We start from the raw sequence: 16066 nt of genomic DNA, 5'->3' as shown, positions 1-16066 counted from the left end.
TGCGTCAGCCGAGCTTCATAATTGCACCGTCACCGCCCAGACGCCCGCGACGCACATCAACATGCCGAGCACGTTGCGTCGGTTCAGCTTTTCGCCGAGGAAGATCACCGAGATCGGCGTCGCGAACAGCGGCGCGGCAGTCGACAGGGTGGCCGCCAGCGCGGCGCCTGCCTGCTGCACCGCCGTGAGGTAGAAGACCGAGCCAAGGCCGGTGCCGAGCAGCGCCGCCACAGTCAGCACGATCAGCGAGCGGGAGCCGTAGCTGCGGAACGGCCGTACGTCCATCCACACGGCGCGCCAAATCAGCAGGATCAGCGACGTCAGACTCAAACGCACCGTGCCGGCCACGAACACATCCAGCGACTGCACGCCAATGCGCAGGAAGACCGTCGAGAACGCCCAGCCGAACGCCGCGCCGATGGCGAGGATGATGCCTAGGCGGCGCGACTTGTGCGCGCCGGCCGGCGCCGGCGGCGCCGAGAGCGCCACGACGATGGTGCCGCCGACGACCAGCAGCGTGCCGAGCACCGTGGCGATGGTGATGTGCTCCTTGAGGAAGAGCCACGCGACGATCAGCACGTACAGTGGATACGACATCGCGATCGGCATGGCGACCGACACGCCGACCTCCGTGATGGCGCGGAAGAACAGCGTGTCGCCGATGATGAAGCCGACCACGAGCGACGCGCCCAGCGCGGCCAACAAGAGCGGCGTCAACTCCGCGAAGGCGGGCAGCTTGCCGAGCACGAGCGTGGCAACGACAAAGAACAGCCCCGCCACCAGGCTGCGGAAGGCGTTGATCGAGATCGCGTCAATCCGGCTCGACTGCGAGCGGATCATCACAGTCGTGGCCGCCCAGGTGAAGGCTGACAGCAGCCCGGCGACGATGCCCAGAGTTACGTTCATGGCGAGCGCCTAACGGCTGAACACCTCGCGCCCACCCATCACGGTCAGGCGGGGCTTGATGTCCTTGAGTTCCTCGACCGGCTGTGCGAGCACGTCCTTCTCAAGTACGACGAAATCGGCGTGTTTGCCCGCTTCCAGCGAACCCATGACGTTCTCCTCGAACGTGACGTAGGCCGAGCCGCGCGTGTACATCTTCAGCGCCTCACCGACGGTCAACCGCTCGCGCGGGTCGTAATCCGTGCCGAGCACCGTCTGGTGCCGCACTGCCGCGTACAGGCCGACCCACGGGTTGTAGTCGGTGACGGCCGAGTCCGACGAGCCGGCCAGCCGGATGCCGTGCTCGACGTACGTCCGGTACGGGTTGATGCGGCGGGCGCGCTCCAGGCCAATCGACTTGACGTACGACTCGCCCAGGTTGTAGACGAATGCCGGCTGCACGATGGCGACCGTGCCGGCCGCGCGCATGAACTCCAGCGCACGCGGTGTCGGCAGGTAGGCGTGATGGATGCGATGTCGCACACGCACGTTCGGGTTGCGCTTGACGGCGTCGGCGTACGCCTCGGCGGTCAGTTCGATCATGCGGTCGCCGCAGGCGTGCGTTTCCACCGACCAGCCCATGTCGTGGCACCACTGCACCAGATCGTAGAACGTCTCCAGATCGACCGTGTTCTGGCCGTAGTTGTGCGGCTCGTCGAGGTAGTGCTCGAACATCAGCGCCGTGCGGTCGCCCACGCCGCCGTCGGGCATGAACTTGATCGCGTCGATCTTCAGCACGTCGTCGCCAAAGCCGCTTGTGACGCCCATACCGGCGATGCGCTCCTTCAGCAGCGGCTCGTCCTCCAGCGGCGCAATGCCCCACGCAGCGATGCACAGCCGCGCCCGCACCGTCAGCGCGCCGCGCGCATGCACGCGCTGGTAGGCGCGCATCTCATGCGGCAGCAATCCCGGATCGACTGCGGCCGTCAGGCCGACGGCGTTGTACGCGCGGCAGGCGGTCTCGACGCACGCTTCCAGTTCCGCGTCGCTCGGCAGCGGCACCGCCTTGTCGATCAGCGCCTTGGCGCGGTCGGTGAAGACGCCGGTCGGCTCGCCGTGCTCGTCGCGCAGGATGCGCCCGGCATAGAGCAGATCGGCGGGCGGCTCCGGCGTGTCACGGTTGATGCCGGCCGCCTTGAGCGCGAGCGTATTGCAGACCAGCTTGTTCCAGACGCGGTAGAGCACCACCGGATGGTCGGGCGCGACGGCGTCGAGGTCGTGGCGGGTTGGCATGTGGCCTTCCGCGAACAGCGATTCGTCCCAGCCGCGCCCGGTGATCCACTGCCCTTTCGGCGTGACGGCCGCGCGCTCATGCAGCTTCGCTTGCACATCGCCGACTGAGCGCGAGCCGAACAGCGGGATCGCACGCAGCACCTTGCCGGTCGCCAGTAGATGATTGTGCGCGTCGATCAGGCCGGGGATGACCGTCTGCCCGTGCAGGTCGCTGACGGCGGTCTGCGGGCCGCGCAGCGCCAGCGCGTCGTCGTTCGTGCCGACCACGGCCAGCCGCCTGTCGCGCATGGCCAGCGCCTGCGCGCGGCGCTCCTGTGCGTCCAGCGTGATGACGTTGGCGTTGAGGTAGATTGTATCGGCGTGAAGCATGGCAGCTCCTTATGATGAATCCGCGAATAACGCGAATCGACGCGAATATGACCCCTAACTCAATTCGTGTTTCTTCGTGTCGCTTCGTGGATTGATGTTACCGCCCCCGCTCCGTCTCGACGATGTGCTTCAGCCCGTTCAGACGCCGCGCGGCCGTCTTGGGCGCGTTGCCCGACAGCACCGACAGCATCATCATCCAGCCGCCGCCGGCGAACTCGTGCGTCAGGCGCGTGCCCGCGCCGCTCGGCTCCAGCCGCCACGTGGCCGTCGCCGCGATGCCGCTGGAGCGACCGCGCCACTTCAACATGCGCTCCGGGTCGACCGCGACAATCTCGCCCGGCGCCGGCACTTCGATGCCGACCGCGGTACGGATCGTGAGCAGGAACTGCTTGCCGGGCGCGATCGGGCCGTCGTCGGGCAGTTGAACGCGCCGCGACGGGTAGTACCATTCCGGCAGGCGGCGCAGGTCGCTCAGGATGCGCCAGACGGCGGCCGGCGGGGCCGCGATTTCGATAGAGTGCGTGTACTGGTGGTCGAACATGATCTGTTAAACGTTCCTATGTTTCGGGTTGCAACTGCTTCGGCCCTTGGAGCGCGGCCGCGCTCTCCGAGTCGTCATGCCAGCATGTAGTTAGCCGGCATCCACGCCTACACCGGGCACGCGGACAGACCCATGTTACGCCCGCCTGGATTCCGGCTTGCGCCGGAATGACGAGTTTAATGGGCCGCGCCCAAGATCCCGTTGCATCGTATACCACCCACGGTATGTTCGAGCAAGGGTACGCGTGCCATACGGCCACCTCACACGCGCGAAGCACTTCAGCTATGCAGATGACGCCGCCGGATCGCGACAACATAACATAGGACAGGCACGACGCGGACCGGTCCGCCATCGTGCCTGTCGTTTGACTGTCGTGTTGCGCCGCTGCGTTTACTCGGCTGGCGACCGTTCCTTGATCTTCGCGAGCACCGCCCCGGGCTGGGGGAACGTGCCCGTCTCGTTCCGCGAGTGCACCAACTGCCCGTTGACCGTCACCTCGAAGACGCCGCCCTCCGAGGGAATCAGCGTCACCGACGACAGCATGCCGTACTCCATGCCCTTGATGATTTCTTCCGTCAACCTGACGGCTTGTGGTTCGTAGTGTCACTCCGCGCAGTATTCGATTACGATCTTCATGTGAACTCCTCCCCTGGTAGGTTATTTTTCGACCGGCAGGCCCGCCGCCGCCCAGGCGTCGAACCCGCCAACGACGTTGGTTACGTGCAGATTGTGATGGCGCAACAGATGGCTGGCCGCGCTGCTGGAGCGCTGGCCGCTGCCACATATGATGGCGACGGGCGTATCTGCCGGCAGTTCGCTTATGCGCGCCGGCAACTGACCGAGCGGTATCAACTGCGCGCCCGGCACATGCCCCAGATCGTACTCGCTCTTCTCGCGCACGTCCAGCACTGCCACAGCGTGCTTCTGCAGCGCGCCGTGCAGATGCCTGGCCGTCATCTGCGGCAAGCTCGCCTGCGGCAGGCCAAGCGCATCGGCAGGCGTCAGGAAGCCGGCGTGCCGGTCAAGTCCGACCCGCGTGGCGGCAACCATCGCGGCGTGCGCTTCGTGTTCGTTGCGCGCGACAAAGATGACTGGCGACTCCGGCGACACCAGGAAGCCGAGCCGCGTCGAGAACTGGCCCGACGACAGGTGCACGTTCAGCGCGCCGCGCGCGTGCCCGGCGCCGAACGATGCCGACGAGCGCGTGTCGACCACGACCGCGCCCTTGCCGATCAGCCGCCGCGCCTGGCCCGCGTTGAGCCGTTTCGCCTCGAGCGCGCCGAGCACCGGCGGCCCCTCGCGGTTGAGCCGCTTGATGTACGGCACGTTCGGCGGCTGCGTCGGCAGGTCCGAGGTCATCAGGTGCACGAACTGCTGGCGGTCGTCCACCTGCAAAGCATAGTTGAAACGACGCTCGAAGCCAACCGTCGTGGAGAGCTTGGCCGACATGGCGCGCCCGCACAGCGAACCCGCGCCGTGGCCCGGATAGACCTCCAGACCATCGGGCAGGTCGAGCAGGCGGCTGTGTAGCGAATCATACAACTGCGTCGCCAGCGCGCGGCTCTCGTTCGCGCCGAGCAGGTCGGGCCGGCCCACGTCGCCGACGAACAGGAAGTCGCCGGTCAGCGCGAACCACGGCTCGTTGGCGCGGCTGGCATCGGTGACGACCAGCGCGATATGCTCGGGCGTGTGGCCGGGCGTGAACAGCGCCTTCAGCGTCACCGCGCCGACACGGATCTCGTCGCCGTCGCCCAGCGGCGCGTGCGGGAACGTCCCGCCGCCCTTCGCGGGCAGGTAGACCGTCGCGCCGGTGCGCGCCGCCAGTTCCGTGTTACCGGACACATGGTCGGCGTGAATATGCGTCTCGACGATGTGTTTGATCGCGAAGCCGCGCTCGCGCGCCTCCGCGATATACATATCCACATCGCGCTGCGGGTCGACGACCACTGCCGCGCCGTCATCGCCGATGAAGTACGACTGGCAGGCCAGCCCGTCAAGCGAGAACTGTTTGAAGTACATGGCTCCCCCGATTCCCAATGTTTCGCGGCGATTGTATCACATGCTCGATGGCGAGGAAAAAGGCGCTGACCGCCCGGGTCAGCTAGCCCATGACAAATCCCTCGAACAGAAACTCGGCGTGCTCGAGTTCGTGTTCCGATGCGATATTGAGCCACGAGTAGAGTGAAATCGGCCCGCGCTCGTTGGCGGCCGCTTCGCGCGTGAAGTCAGCCTGCTCGGCCGCGTTGAGCGCCGCCTGCACGTGCGCCCACGACCCCGCGTAGTCCGCCGAAACCTTCGCCCACGAATCGGCCTGGCGCGCCGCGGCATGCGCGTCATTGTACTCCTGGATGCGCCCGAACTCGACGCGCGTCAGCGGCTGGCCGGACCGCGCGCCGTCCGCCGCCGAGGCGATCGTCTCGTGCCAGTCGGCCAGATGGCCGAGCGCGTCCTTCAGCGTCCAGTCACCGGTGACCGGCAGCGTCGCCTCCTCGCCCGCCGGCACGCACGCCGCGCAAGCCGAGAGATATGCGTGCGCCGTGGCAAACGCCTCGGCCAGCACAGCCTTCGGCCCGATGGCGAATTTGACGCCGCGCGCCTTGCGCGCCGCCCGCGCGTGGATGGCGTGCTCCGCGTCGTGGTCGGCCAACTCCTGGATCGCCCACTGGCGCACGGTGAACGGCTGGCCGGACGGCAGATGGCGCGCGCGGGCAATCGCGTCATCCGGCGCGCCCGCCAGCGCGACCAGCAGCGCCGCGCGGTCGCGCGACGCGTCGGCCAGCACCGCCTCGAAGCCGCGCGCGCGGATATCGGCGAAGGCGCGCTGTTCGAGCGCGCCATCTGCCACGGCGGGAATCATGGGCGTGTCGCTCGCCAGAATGTCCGGCAGCAGGCGGGCGACGCGCGCCTCCCAGATCGCCACATGCGCGAAAATGTCGCCGAGCGTCCAGCCGCCCTCGTCCGTCAGCGCGCGCAGCGACTCGTCGCTCACGCCGACATAGGCTTCGATCAGCTTGGCGCGCCCGCGCGCCAGCAGTAACGTCCAGTGCTGCCGATCGGTTAGTTGGATCATTGCATTCTCTCTCCTGTCGAAAGATTTCGTTACGGTGCGCTTTTCATGCTGAGAATGTCCATACCGCGCGGTATGCGATGCGGTAGAAATCTAACCGCCGTATACAAGGCGTCATTCCGGCGAAAGTTGGTGATGCGCCAGGGACGCACACTCGCGCATGGAAATGGCCGTGTCGGTGTAGGGACGGGTCTTTGACCCGTCCGGTTGGCCAGGTCAGAGACCTGGCCCTACGCCTGGAGTTGCCTATTTCCATGGGAGCCGGCATCCAGGCGCGCGTAACACGGGCCTGTGCTCATGCCAGATGATGGCATGGATGCCGGCTCATGCCGGCATGACGACCCGGAGCGTGCGACCGAGCCCTGGCAGTGGCGACGTATGCGAGCACCGCGAAGGCCTCACTGTCTCAATTCGACGCGCTGCGCGCGCGAAGGATGACAACCTCAAACCAGCCACTTGCCGTCTTTCATCACCGTGCGGCCGTCGGCTTGCACCTCGCCGTTACGGCGCAGATCGACCAGCATGTCCCAGTGCAGCGACGACTCGTTCTTCCCGCCGCACCCGGCATAGGCCGCGCCCAGCGCCAGGTGCACCGTCCCGCCGATCTTCTCGTCGAACAGCATGTTCTTCGTGAACTTTTGGATGCCGTAGTTGGTGCCGATGCCGATCTCGCCCAGCACCCGCGCGCCGGCATCCATGTTCAACATTTCATTTAGGAAGGCTTCGCCCTGGCGCGCCTCAGCCTTGACCACACGCCCGCCGTCGAATGTCAGCCGGACGCCGTCCACCTCGCGCCCGTTGAAGATGGCCGGGTACGTATAGGTTATGACGCCGCTCACCGAGTCCTCGATCGGCGCACTGAATACCTCGCCGTCCGGGAAGTTCTTGGTGCCGTCGCCGTTGATCCAGGTGCGTCCGGTGACAGCCAAATGCAGATCGGTTCCCTCGCCGAGGATGCGCAGTTCGCGCATGGTCGTCAGCGCATCGGCCAGGCGCTGTTGCTCGCGCGCCTGCGCCTGCCACGCTGCCACCGGGTCGTCGCTGTCGAGCAGCATCGCGCCGTACACGAACTCCTCGTACGCGGCGAGCGACATGCCTGCTTCCTGCGCGCTGGCGTTGGTCGGGTAGAGCGTGATGCACCAGCGCAGGTCGCCCGACGCGTCCCGCTGCATGAACAGCCGCGATAGGTCGGCGCGGGCGCGCCCGGCCAGCGCCTGCCGCGCCGGGTCAATGCCGGACAGGCTCTTGAGGTTGTAGTCGGACATGATGTTCAGCGTCGAATTGGCCTTCTCGGCCGTCAACCGCGCCACCGCGCTGATGTGCGTCAGTTGCTCGTCGGACGCATGCTTGAAGAAGATCTCGTCGAGGCCATCGATGCCCACGCGCACATCGACGTTTGCGCCGGCCTTGACCGCCTCGCGATAGACCTCGCGGATCAGCGGCGCGGCCAGATCGGTCGCGCGCACCACAAACCAGTCGCCCTTGCGGACCGGTATCGAGTAATTGACCAGTGCCTGCGCCAGCTTGACGACGCGTGAATCAGCCATATCTTCCCCCTATCGATTGATTAGCGTTCTCAAAACACACAACATTGAACCGCAAAGAACGCAAAGAAGACCTTACGGGCTTTGGTTCGCGCCTATTCGCGTTATTCGCGCATCAATTGTCTTTCTTTGCGTTCTTCGCGCGCTTTGCGGTTAGTCAACCCCGGGTTCGCCGAGATAGTGATAGAAAAACTTGTTTGACCGCGACCAGGCGTCCTCGGCGCTATCGAAGTGAAACGACGGATTACGCTCATCGAAGAAACCGCGCTGCCGCTCCGGGTACACGACGAAGTCATGCGGCTTGGCGTGCTCCGCCAGCCGCAGGCCCGCATTTTCGATGTCGGCCGCGCTGATGCGATCGTCCTGCGCAGCAAACAGCCCCAACAGCGGCGCCTGCACGGCGTCGGCGCGGGCGGCCACCAGCGCGGGCGCGCCGCCAAACGACACGGCGGCCTGTACCGGCTCGTCACATACAGCCAGCAGCAGCGCATACGCGCCGCCCAGCCCGATGCCGGCGCTGCCGATCCGCTTGCGCCGCACGAACGGCTGGCTGCGCAGCCAGCGCAGCGCGTCGCTTAAGTGCGCCATCACGGCCGCCGGTTCAACTTGTGCGGCCAGCGTGGCGGCTTCAGCGGGCGACGCGGGCACCGTCCCGCGATAGAGGTCGACGGCCAGCGTCACATAACCGACATGCGCGAAGCGCTCCGCCAGGCCGAGGAAATGGTTATCGACGCCCGGCTCGTCGTGCAACAGCACGATGGCGGGCTGCGGCGGCTGCAAGTCCGGCCGGAACAGGCACGCGCCGATCCATGTGCCCTCAACGCGATAGCGCACCGGTTCGCCGCGCGCGGCGTAACGGGCCATGCGCGGTTACACCTGGTCTTTGTTCTGCGTCAGGTCGAGCTTGCCGGCCGCGTCGCGCCGGCGACGCCGCCCAGGCCCGGCAGGCATCGCATCCAGCGGCAGGCCGTTCTCGATCTGGTACTCGCGCTTGCCCTTCAGCGCGCCGGTCGGGCACGCCGCCACGCAGTTGCCGCAGTAGACGCAGGTCGATTCGGGGATCGGCACGCCCGCGAACGTGTTGACCCGCGTGTGGAAGCCGCGGCCGGTCAGCGTCAGCGCAAACGTGTACTGCACGTCGGTGCCGCACGCCTGCACACAGCGCCAGCAGAGTATGCACTTGCTGTAATCGCGCACGTACAGGGCGTTGTCGTCGTAGAACGGGAACTCGCGCCGCTCGCCGCCGGCGAAGCGCGCCGGGTCCGCGCCGTATTCGCGGCAGAGCGCCTGCAACTCCGGCGCCTGCGACAGGTCGACCGTCGAGCCGACCAGTTCAAGGATGGTGCGGCGTGCCTCGCGCACGCGCGGCGAGTCCGTGCGCACGACCATGCCCGCCTCGACGGCGCGCGAGCAGGCCGGCATCAGCACGCGCGAACGCTCGACCTCGACGACGCAGACGCGGCAAAGCGAGTTGGCGGTGAAGTGCGAGTGAAAGCAGACGGTCGGCACCGTGATGCCGATGCTCGCCGCCGCCGCGCGAATCGTCGTTCCGGCCGGCACGGTGACGGATTGGCCGTCAATCGTGAGCGTGATATCGTCCATGGATCACCCCTGCCCTGCGGGCAGATGCACCAGCCTGCGGTCGAACGCGCTCAGGAGCGCATTCGCCGCGGCCTGGCCCAGCCCGCACAGGCTGGCATCTTTCATCGTCTGGCCCAGGCCGCGCAGGAGCGCCTCGTCGCCGCCGCGCGCGTCGCCATGCGACAGTCGCTCGACGATCTCCATCTGCCGCCAGGTGCCAAGCTGGCACGGATAGCACTTGCCGCACGATTCGTGCGCGAAGAAATGTGTGATGCCGCCCAGCACGCTCCACAGGTCGACGCTGTCGTCAAAGACCATGACCGCGCCGGAACCGAACGTCGCGCCAGCCGCGCTGAGCGACTGGAAATCCAGCGCCACGTCGAGTTGATCCGGTGTCAGGAACGCACCCGCCGCGCCGCCGACCAGTACGGCCCGCAGCGTATGCCCGGCGCGCATGCCGTCGCCGAGGTCGAAGATCAGATCGCGCAGCGGCAAGCCCATCGAGATTTCATAGAGTCCGGGCCGCCGTACGGTGCCGCTCAGGCAGACCAGCCGCGTGCCCGGCGACTGTGCGGTGCCCCACTGGCGGTACCACGACGCGCCGTTAGACACAATGCCCGGCACATTGGCCAGCGTTTCGACGTTGTTGATGACGGTCGGGCGGCCGAACAGCCCGCGCTCGGTCGGGAACGGCGGCTTGACGCGCGGCTCGCCGCGCTTGCCCTCGATCGACTCGAACAGCGCCGTCTCCTCGCCGCAGACGTACGCGCCCGCGCCGGAGCGCAGTTCAATGTCGAAGTCGATGCCGCTGCCGAGGAGATTCCGGCCGAGCAGTCCTTCCGCGCGCGCCTCGTCCAGCGATTCCCGAATTCGCGCCAGCGCCAGCGGGTACTCGCCACGCACGTAGATGAAGCCACGGTTCGCGCCGGTGGCAACGCCGGCAATCGCCATCGCTTCGACCAAGCGGTGCGGGTCGCGCTCCATCAGCAGGCGGTCTTTGAACGTGCCGGTCTCGCTCTCGTCGCCGTTGAGGACGATGTAGCCGGTCACGCCGCCCGGCCCCGGCTCGCGCGCGGCGATCTCGCGGCGCGCGCCCTCCCACTTCACACCGGTCGGGAACGCCGCGCCGCCCCGGCCAACCAGCCCGGCGGCTTTGACCTCCGCAACGATCTGCTCGGGCGGCGTGGACAGCGCCTTGCGCAGCGCCTGGTAGCGCCCCTGCTCCAGCGCCACGCGCAGGTGATGCAGGGCCAGCAGCGACATGTCGCGCAGCAGGTGTGGGCCGGTCGGCGGCGCGTGGCGGTTGCGTGGCGGCGCCATGCCGTCGGCCAGCACGTCGTCGGCGCCGGTCACCTCCTCGTACAGCGTGTCGCCCGCCAGCACCGCGATCGCGCGATGGCACGCGCCGAGGCAAGTCACGGTTTCGAGCGTGATCGCGCCGTCGGCGGTCGTCTGCCCCGCAGACACACCCAGTCGCGTTTCCAGATCGCCCAGCACCTTCCGGGAGCCGGCGATCCGGCACATGACGTCGTCACAGACGCGCACGAACTGGCGGCCGACCGGCGCATCATATAACATCGAATAAAACTTGAGCGTGCCATACGCCTCAGCGAGCGGCACGCCCAATCCCTGTGCAATCGCGGTAATCGCCTCGCGCGACAGCCAGCCGTCCAGCACCTGGGCCGCCTGCAGTGCGGGCAGCAGCCCCGCGCGGCCCTGCGGCTGGTAGTGCGTGATGATCGAGTCGAGTGTGTTCATAGGTTCAGTAAAGAAGAGACGAGCGCGGGCAGTTCGGCCGCCAGTTGCGAGTTCGGCACCGCGAGGTCGGCGCCGGCCTGGCGCGCCGCGCGCAGCGTCGCCGCCTCCACATGCGCGCCGAAGGCGAGCACCGGCACACCGGCCGCTTTGGCCGCCGCGATCAGCGCGGACCACGCCTCTAGCGAACCGGCCAACTGAAGGACGAGTAGCACCGCGCCGCTGATCTGCGGTTCCAGCGGCTCGCGCGGGCGCAGGTCGCGCGTCGTAAGGCCGAGCGGCTTGAGCGTGTCGGCCACGCGCGCGGAGAACATCAGGTCGGGAATGTGCAGGAGAGCGGCCCGGTCAAGCATCGTGTGGCGTTTGCCTGTTCTGCCGGCTACTTGCCGGCCAGCGCTTTCTTGAAGTCGGGTTCGGACAGGCGCGGGCGCTGCGCCAGGCGCAGGTTCTCCGCGACGTGCCCGATCTGGCTCATGCCGGCCAGCGCAGTCGTGACACCGGGCGCGGAGCGCGCGAACTGCAGAGCACGCTGCGCGTCAGTCAGGTCGCTGCCGAAGGCGCGCCGCACACCGCCCGGCAGATTGCGGGTCAGCCGCGCCTGCATCAGCGACGCGCTGGCAAAGACCGCGATACCGAGATCGCGCGCCACGTCGAGCACCGTCTGCCACGGCTCCCCCACCAGTTGGTTGCGATGGTCGAGTGCCTCGGTCATGGCTAGATTGACCGGCAGTTGAATCGCACGGAAGTGGTGGTTCGCGCCACCCACGTCGCGCGCCAGCGAGACGATCTCAGCCAGCGACAGGTAGTCGCGCGCCGACGGCAGCGTGCGGAAGCCGTTCCAGGTCGCGACGCCATAGGCGCCGATCTGCCCGGCCGCGACCGCCTCCTCCATGCACACGAACGCAGCGCGCAGGCGCACATTGAAGTCGTCGCGCGACAGTTCGCCAAGCTGACCTTCCGGGTTGTGGATGTAATACAGGTCGACGGCGTCGAGGCGCAGGTTGCGCAGCGACTGCGCCAGTTGGTGCGCGAGGTACGACGGCGCCATGCAGTGCCGGCCGCCCTGCGCGAAATCTTCGGCGCGGGCGATGCCGGGTCGGATGTACGTCTCGTCGAGATAGCGGTTCAAGTTGGCCGGCGGAGATCCGTCGAACGGCACATAGCCGCCCTTCGTGGAGACGAATACCTCGTCGCGCGGAGTACCGGCGAGCACCGCACCGACTGCGCGCTCGCTCAACTGGAAGCGATAGTTGATCGCACTATCGAAGACGTTGCAGCCGAGCGACAACGCCTGTGCGATGGCGTCGCGGTAGCCTTCGTCGGTCGCGTCGTCAGGGTCGCCCAGGTAGGTGCCCAGGCCGAGTGACGACAGCCGCAGACCGCCGAATTCGGTGAAATGCGTCGCGTCGGCCTGCGCGCCTAGGCGAGACTGGTAGCGGGTGGTGCCTTCAGGTGTAGCGTGCGTCATGGTCACGGCGTCATAGCGATTGGGTTAGTGCAATCATTCTAATCGAAACGCCGCGTAGATGCCAACATCTGAAAACCGCGGGGTATACCGACAAACTGTCGAGGACTCAATCGATCGTCATGCCGGCATGTAGTTAGCCGGCATCCACGCTAACCGGAATCCTGGGCCACTGGTGCAAACCGCTTGAGTGGATTCCGGCCAGAAACATGCCGGAATGACGGATTGACCAGCCGTGCGGCCCCGACACTTTTGCGATATGCCCAAACCGCTATCCACGAAGAAACACGAAGCGGACACGAACATAAATATACACCCCACAGGTCTCACCGATTTGTGGGGTAGTCGTTATTCGTGAAGATTCGCGTTATTTGCGGATAGCCGTGCTGTTCCTTCGTGTCCCTTCGTGGACGGGTTTTACGGCGCGACGCCGCTCTCGGCGATCTCCAGCACGCCGGCGTCGGCATCGAGCGCAGCGTGCACGCCGATCGGCAGCGTCTGCTGCACGAGACCCTGCCCAATCGGCAGGCCGTAGAACGCGGGCGCGCTCAGCGGCGCGACTTGCTCCGCGAAGATCTCCTCCAGCGACAGGAACGTCGGCGATGAGTTGAACGCGCCAACGCACTCGCCGATGGCGATGCCGTTGGTCGCCGTCGTGATGCCTGACAGGCGCAGGGTCGTCAGGTCGCGGTCGAACTGGCTGAAGCGCTGCTCGCTCTCCTCGAGGAACAGCAGGGTGTTCTGTGGCCGCAAGGCGTGCGGTGTGCCGTTCAGCCCGACGAGCGCCGCCAGGCTGCCGCCGATCAGCTTGCCGGTCGTCGTGCCGCCGCGCAGGGTCGCCGTCGGCGCCGGGTCGTCCAGCCGCCGGATCGCGCCGGCCGGCTCGGTCGTCATCAATGCGCGCCGTAGCGACTCGCGCGTCTCGGGCGAGCGCAGGTTAACCAGGTTCGGCCCGTGGAACGTCACCAGCCCGGTCGACAGGTGAATTGCGACCAGCAGCGCCGTCACGTCGCCGCAGCCAACGATGATCTTCGGGTTAGCCGCGATCAGGTCAAAGTCGAGCTGCATCAGCAGGCGCAACGCGCCCCAGCGGCCGCGCAGGCAGAAGATCGCCCGCGTGTCTTCGTCGGCCCAGGCGGCGTGGAAGTCAGCCAGCCGCTCATCGTCGGTCCCGGCCAGGTAGCCGTGCCGGCCGTGAACGTGCGCGCCGATCTTTACGCGCAGGCCAAGCGCTTCAAGCGCGCGCGCGGCGATGGATACCTCGCTGGGCTCGCGCAGGCGGTCGGCGGGTGCAATCAGGGCGACGGTGTCGCCGGGTTTCAGCAGTGTCGGTTTGTGCATAGCGTCATTGTCCGTTGGGGGTCAGACCGTCGCCGCTTCGTCGATGGAGAACGTCACATTGCCGGGGCGGGCCGAGAGCGTGGCGCGCACGCCGAGCGGCAGCGTGAACAGATGCTTGCCGTGCCCGAAGCGCATGCCGTACACGACCGGCACGCGCAGGTCGGAGAGCCGGTCGCGCACGACCGTCTCGAGCGTGAAGTTGCTGACGAACGTCTTGCCGATCCGGCAGTCGGTGCTCTCGCCGAACAGGATCGCGGCGGCCTCCTGCAGCTTGCCGGCGTTGCGCAGGTGCGTCAGCATCCGGTCGATCGCGTACGGTTCCTCGCCGGTGTCCTCAATGAAGACGATGCGCCCGCGCGTCTCGATCTCGTACAGCGTGCCGAGCGTCTGCTCGATCAGCGTCAGGTTGCCGCCGACCAACGTTCCGCTCGCCTCGCCCTCGCGGATCACCATGCGCGGCGGCGGATACTCCTGCCCGAACTCGGCCGGGCCCGGCGGATCGCCTACCACGCCGACCGGCGCGGGGCTGACCGCGCGCCAGAAGTAGTCGTGGTTGTACTCGGCGGCATACTGCTCGCCGAGCATCGGGCCGTGGAACGTCACCAGCCCGGCGCGCTTGAAGAACGCCAGATGCAGCGACGTGATGTCGGAGTAGCCGACGAAGATCTTGGGGTGTGAGCGGACCAGGTCGTAGTCGATGTCGGGCAGCAGCCGCGGCGCGCTGTCGCCGCCGCGCGCAGAAAACACCGCGTGCACGTCGTCGCGCCCGAACAGCTCGTGGATGTCGGCCACGCGCTCGGCATCGGTGCCGCCCATGTGCGCGTGCCGCTTGCGCGCGTTCTGCGAGAGCACGACCCGGTAGCCCTTGCGCGTCAGGCGCTCAATAGCGAGGTCGAGCTTGCCCGCATCGGGCGTCGCCGACGACGGCGACAGGATGCCAATCGTGTCGCCCGGCCGCAGCGCTCTTGGTTTTATAAGTTCCATGCTCGTTCCCCCAGAATCCAATCTCACCACAAAGACACAAAGGCACAAAGAACTACAAGAGGGTTTCTTTGTGTCTCTGTGGTGGTCTTTGCTTATTTCGCGACGGCCTGCTTGACGTACTTGTCGAACCAGGCGATGTCGCGCACGAACGCCGTGTTGTACGACGTCGACAGGTTGTGATCGTCGCCGGGATAGGTGTAGAACGCGTAGGTCTGCCCGGCGTCCTTCAGTTGCTGCGCCAGGTGCTCCGACAGGATCAGCGGCACGCTCTTGTCGGCGGTACCGTGGTGGATCAGCACCGGCGCGACGCCCTCGGCCAGGTAGCTGTTCGGCGAGATCGACGCCCAGAACTGCGGGTTCTGCTGCGGCGTGGCGTACTGGTTGATCAAGCTCTGCCGCCAGCCGCGCGCCGAACCGGAAATATCAGGCGCGCCGCCCCGCGAGCCCCAGTTCTCGATCAGATCGGGGTACGAGCCGACGACACCGGCCCAGATCGAGGCCGCCTTGATATCTTTCGACACGACCAGGGCGCGCAGCGTGACTTGCCCGCCCATCGAGTGCCCCCAGATGCCGATCCGGTTCGGGTCGGCCTCGGCGTAGCGCTTGACCGCGCCGATCGCGTTCAGCACGTCCACCGTGTAGTCCGGCGTCGCATAGCCGCCGGTCGCCGGCCCTTCCGACTTGTCGTGCCCCCGGTAGTCCGACTTGACGACGATATAGCCGAGCCGTGCAAACACGTTCATGAACGAGACGTAGCTCGAGGTCAGCTTGTAGACGTTCGGCGCGATGAAGCCGTGGTTGAAGATGATGACCGGCCAGCCGGTTTGCGGCTTCGGGCCGTTCGGCACGGTCAGCAGCGCGCGGATCTTGTAGCCGTCGGACAGGTATGAGACGATGTAGCGCGCGAAGTTGCTGCCCGGCTCCAGCGTCTCCTCAAAGACGAAGTCGCTGCCGGGGTAACTGCGGCTGCGCATCTGGTCGATCTGCAGCGGGTGCGGCGGCCGGGGCGTCGGCGTCGGGGTGCGTGTCGGCAGCGGCGTCGACGTAGCGGTCGGCGTAGCGGTCGCTGTCGGCGCCAGCGTGCTCGTCGGCAGCGGCGTGGCCGTCGCGGTAGGTGTAACAGTCGGCGCGACCGTGGGCGTCGGCGGCGCAAACGCGCCACAGGCCGAAACGGCAAACAGCACGCCAGTGACCAGTAGGAGCCTGGACATTCCGATAACCCAAGCCCAATTTGCCCCCATCCC

At 66.9% G+C, this 16066-nt stretch carries 15 protein-coding genes; all 15 read right to left on the bottom strand.

The features are described from left to right. Nucleotides 1-15: 15 nt before the first annotated feature. Complete coding sequence (locus HZB53_00730; protein MBI5876146.1) at nucleotides 16-906, bottom strand: DMT family transporter; 891 nt, start codon at nucleotides 904-906, stop codon at nucleotides 16-18. Between the two features lie 9 nt (nucleotides 907-915). Further along, nucleotides 916-2544, bottom strand: a complete 1629-nt coding sequence (locus tag HZB53_00725) for an amidohydrolase (protein ID MBI5876145.1) — start codon at nucleotides 2542-2544, stop codon at nucleotides 916-918. A gap of 97 nt (nucleotides 2545-2641) precedes the next feature. Next, nucleotides 2642-3085, bottom strand: coding sequence for an SRPBCC family protein (locus HZB53_00720; GenBank protein MBI5876144.1), 444 nt, complete (start codon nucleotides 3083-3085; stop codon nucleotides 2642-2644). 390 nt (nucleotides 3086-3475) lie between these two features. After that, nucleotides 3476-3664: an Rdx family protein gene (locus HZB53_00715; protein MBI5876143.1), complete on the bottom strand. Its 189-nt coding sequence runs from the start codon at nucleotides 3662-3664 to the stop codon at nucleotides 3476-3478. A gap of 78 nt (nucleotides 3665-3742) precedes the next feature. After that, the gene (locus HZB53_00710; GenBank protein MBI5876142.1) at nucleotides 3743-5104 is read right to left on the bottom strand and encodes an MBL fold metallo-hydrolase; all 1362 of its coding nucleotides are present in this window, start codon (nucleotides 5102-5104) and stop codon (nucleotides 3743-3745) included. Between the two features lie 82 nt (nucleotides 5105-5186). Then, entirely contained in the window at nucleotides 5187-6155 is a 969-nt protein-coding gene (locus tag HZB53_00705; protein MBI5876141.1) for a DinB family protein, read from the bottom strand. A gap of 440 nt (nucleotides 6156-6595) precedes the next feature. After that, the gene (locus tag HZB53_00700; protein ID MBI5876140.1) at nucleotides 6596-7699 is read right to left on the bottom strand and encodes an aminopeptidase; all 1104 of its coding nucleotides are present in this window, start codon (nucleotides 7697-7699) and stop codon (nucleotides 6596-6598) included. 150 nt (nucleotides 7700-7849) lie between these two features. Beyond that, entirely contained in the window at nucleotides 7850-8560 is a 711-nt protein-coding gene (locus HZB53_00695) for a dienelactone hydrolase family protein (GenBank protein ID MBI5876139.1), read from the bottom strand. Nucleotides 8561-8566: 6 nt separating this feature from the next. Then, nucleotides 8567-9298 (bottom strand): (2Fe-2S)-binding protein, encoded by a 732-nt coding sequence (locus HZB53_00690; GenBank protein MBI5876138.1) that lies wholly within the window; start codon nucleotides 9296-9298, stop codon nucleotides 8567-8569. Between the two features lie 3 nt (nucleotides 9299-9301). Then, complete coding sequence (locus HZB53_00685; protein MBI5876137.1) at nucleotides 9302-11035, bottom strand: NAD(P)H-dependent oxidoreductase subunit E; 1734 nt, start codon at nucleotides 11033-11035, stop codon at nucleotides 9302-9304. Beyond that, nucleotides 11032-11385, bottom strand: a complete 354-nt coding sequence (locus tag HZB53_00680) for a hypothetical protein (protein ID MBI5876136.1) — start codon at nucleotides 11383-11385, stop codon at nucleotides 11032-11034. The genes HZB53_00685 and HZB53_00680 overlap by 4 nt, the downstream gene beginning before the upstream one ends. A 26-nt stretch (nucleotides 11386-11411) precedes the next feature. Next, complete coding sequence (locus HZB53_00675) at nucleotides 11412-12500, bottom strand: aldo/keto reductase (GenBank protein ID MBI5876135.1); 1089 nt, start codon at nucleotides 12498-12500, stop codon at nucleotides 11412-11414. Between the two features lie 414 nt (nucleotides 12501-12914). Beyond that, on the bottom strand, nucleotides 12915-13838 hold the full coding sequence (locus HZB53_00670; protein MBI5876134.1) for an LD-carboxypeptidase: 924 nt from the start codon (nucleotides 13836-13838) through the stop codon (nucleotides 12915-12917). A 21-nt stretch (nucleotides 13839-13859) separates the two neighbouring features. Then, nucleotides 13860-14822 (bottom strand): LD-carboxypeptidase, encoded by a 963-nt coding sequence (locus tag HZB53_00665; protein MBI5876133.1) that lies wholly within the window; start codon nucleotides 14820-14822, stop codon nucleotides 13860-13862. A gap of 92 nt (nucleotides 14823-14914) precedes the next feature. Then, nucleotides 14915-16033 (bottom strand): alpha/beta fold hydrolase, encoded by a 1119-nt coding sequence (locus HZB53_00660; protein ID MBI5876132.1) that lies wholly within the window; start codon nucleotides 16031-16033, stop codon nucleotides 14915-14917. Nucleotides 16034-16066: the final 33 nt, after the last annotated feature.

The sequence above is a fragment of the Chloroflexota bacterium genome (genome assembly GCA_016235055.1).
GTDB lineage: Bacteria > Chloroflexota > Anaerolineae > JACRMK01 > JACRMK01 > JACRMK01.
Note: the sequence above shows the minus strand (reverse complement) of the source record. Positions and strands in the feature narration are given on the sequence as shown.

What these genes read in the sequence shown, in the direction of transcription:
- HZB53_00685 (MBI5876137.1), bottom strand. Translation starts at nt 11,035, where the DNA reads ATGAACACACTCGACTCGATCATCACGCACTACCAGCCGCAGGGCCGC.
- HZB53_00670 (MBI5876134.1), bottom strand. Translation starts at nt 13,838, where the DNA reads ATGCACAAACCGACACTGCTGAAACCCGGCGACACCGTCGCCCTGATT.
- HZB53_00705 (MBI5876141.1), bottom strand. Translation starts at nt 6,155, where the DNA reads ATGATCCAACTAACCGATCGGCAGCACTGGACGTTACTGCTGGCGCGC.
- HZB53_00680 (MBI5876136.1), bottom strand. Translation starts at nt 11,385, where the DNA reads ATGCTTGACCGGGCCGCTCTCCTGCACATTCCCGACCTGATGTTCTCC.
- HZB53_00695 (MBI5876139.1), bottom strand. Translation starts at nt 8,560, where the DNA reads ATGGCCCGTTACGCCGCGCGCGGCGAACCGGTGCGCTATCGCGTTGAG.
- HZB53_00665 (MBI5876133.1), bottom strand. Translation starts at nt 14,822, where the DNA reads ATGGAACTTATAAAACCAAGAGCGCTGCGGCCGGGCGACACGATTGGC.
- HZB53_00730 (MBI5876146.1), bottom strand. Translation starts at nt 906, where the DNA reads ATGAACGTAACTCTGGGCATCGTCGCCGGGCTGCTGTCAGCCTTCACC.
- HZB53_00690 (MBI5876138.1), bottom strand. Translation starts at nt 9,298, where the DNA reads ATGGACGATATCACGCTCACGATTGACGGCCAATCCGTCACCGTGCCG.
- HZB53_00710 (MBI5876142.1), bottom strand. Translation starts at nt 5,104, where the DNA reads ATGTACTTCAAACAGTTCTCGCTTGACGGGCTGGCCTGCCAGTCGTAC.
- HZB53_00660 (MBI5876132.1), bottom strand. Translation starts at nt 16,033, where the DNA reads ATGTCCAGGCTCCTACTGGTCACTGGCGTGCTGTTTGCCGTTTCGGCC.
- HZB53_00720 (MBI5876144.1), bottom strand. Translation starts at nt 3,085, where the DNA reads ATGTTCGACCACCAGTACACGCACTCTATCGAAATCGCGGCCCCGCCG.
- HZB53_00725 (MBI5876145.1), bottom strand. Translation starts at nt 2,544, where the DNA reads ATGCTTCACGCCGATACAATCTACCTCAACGCCAACGTCATCACGCTG.
- HZB53_00700 (MBI5876140.1), bottom strand. Translation starts at nt 7,699, where the DNA reads ATGGCTGATTCACGCGTCGTCAAGCTGGCGCAGGCACTGGTCAATTAC.
- HZB53_00675 (MBI5876135.1), bottom strand. Translation starts at nt 12,500, where the DNA reads ATGACGCACGCTACACCTGAAGGCACCACCCGCTACCAGTCTCGCCTA.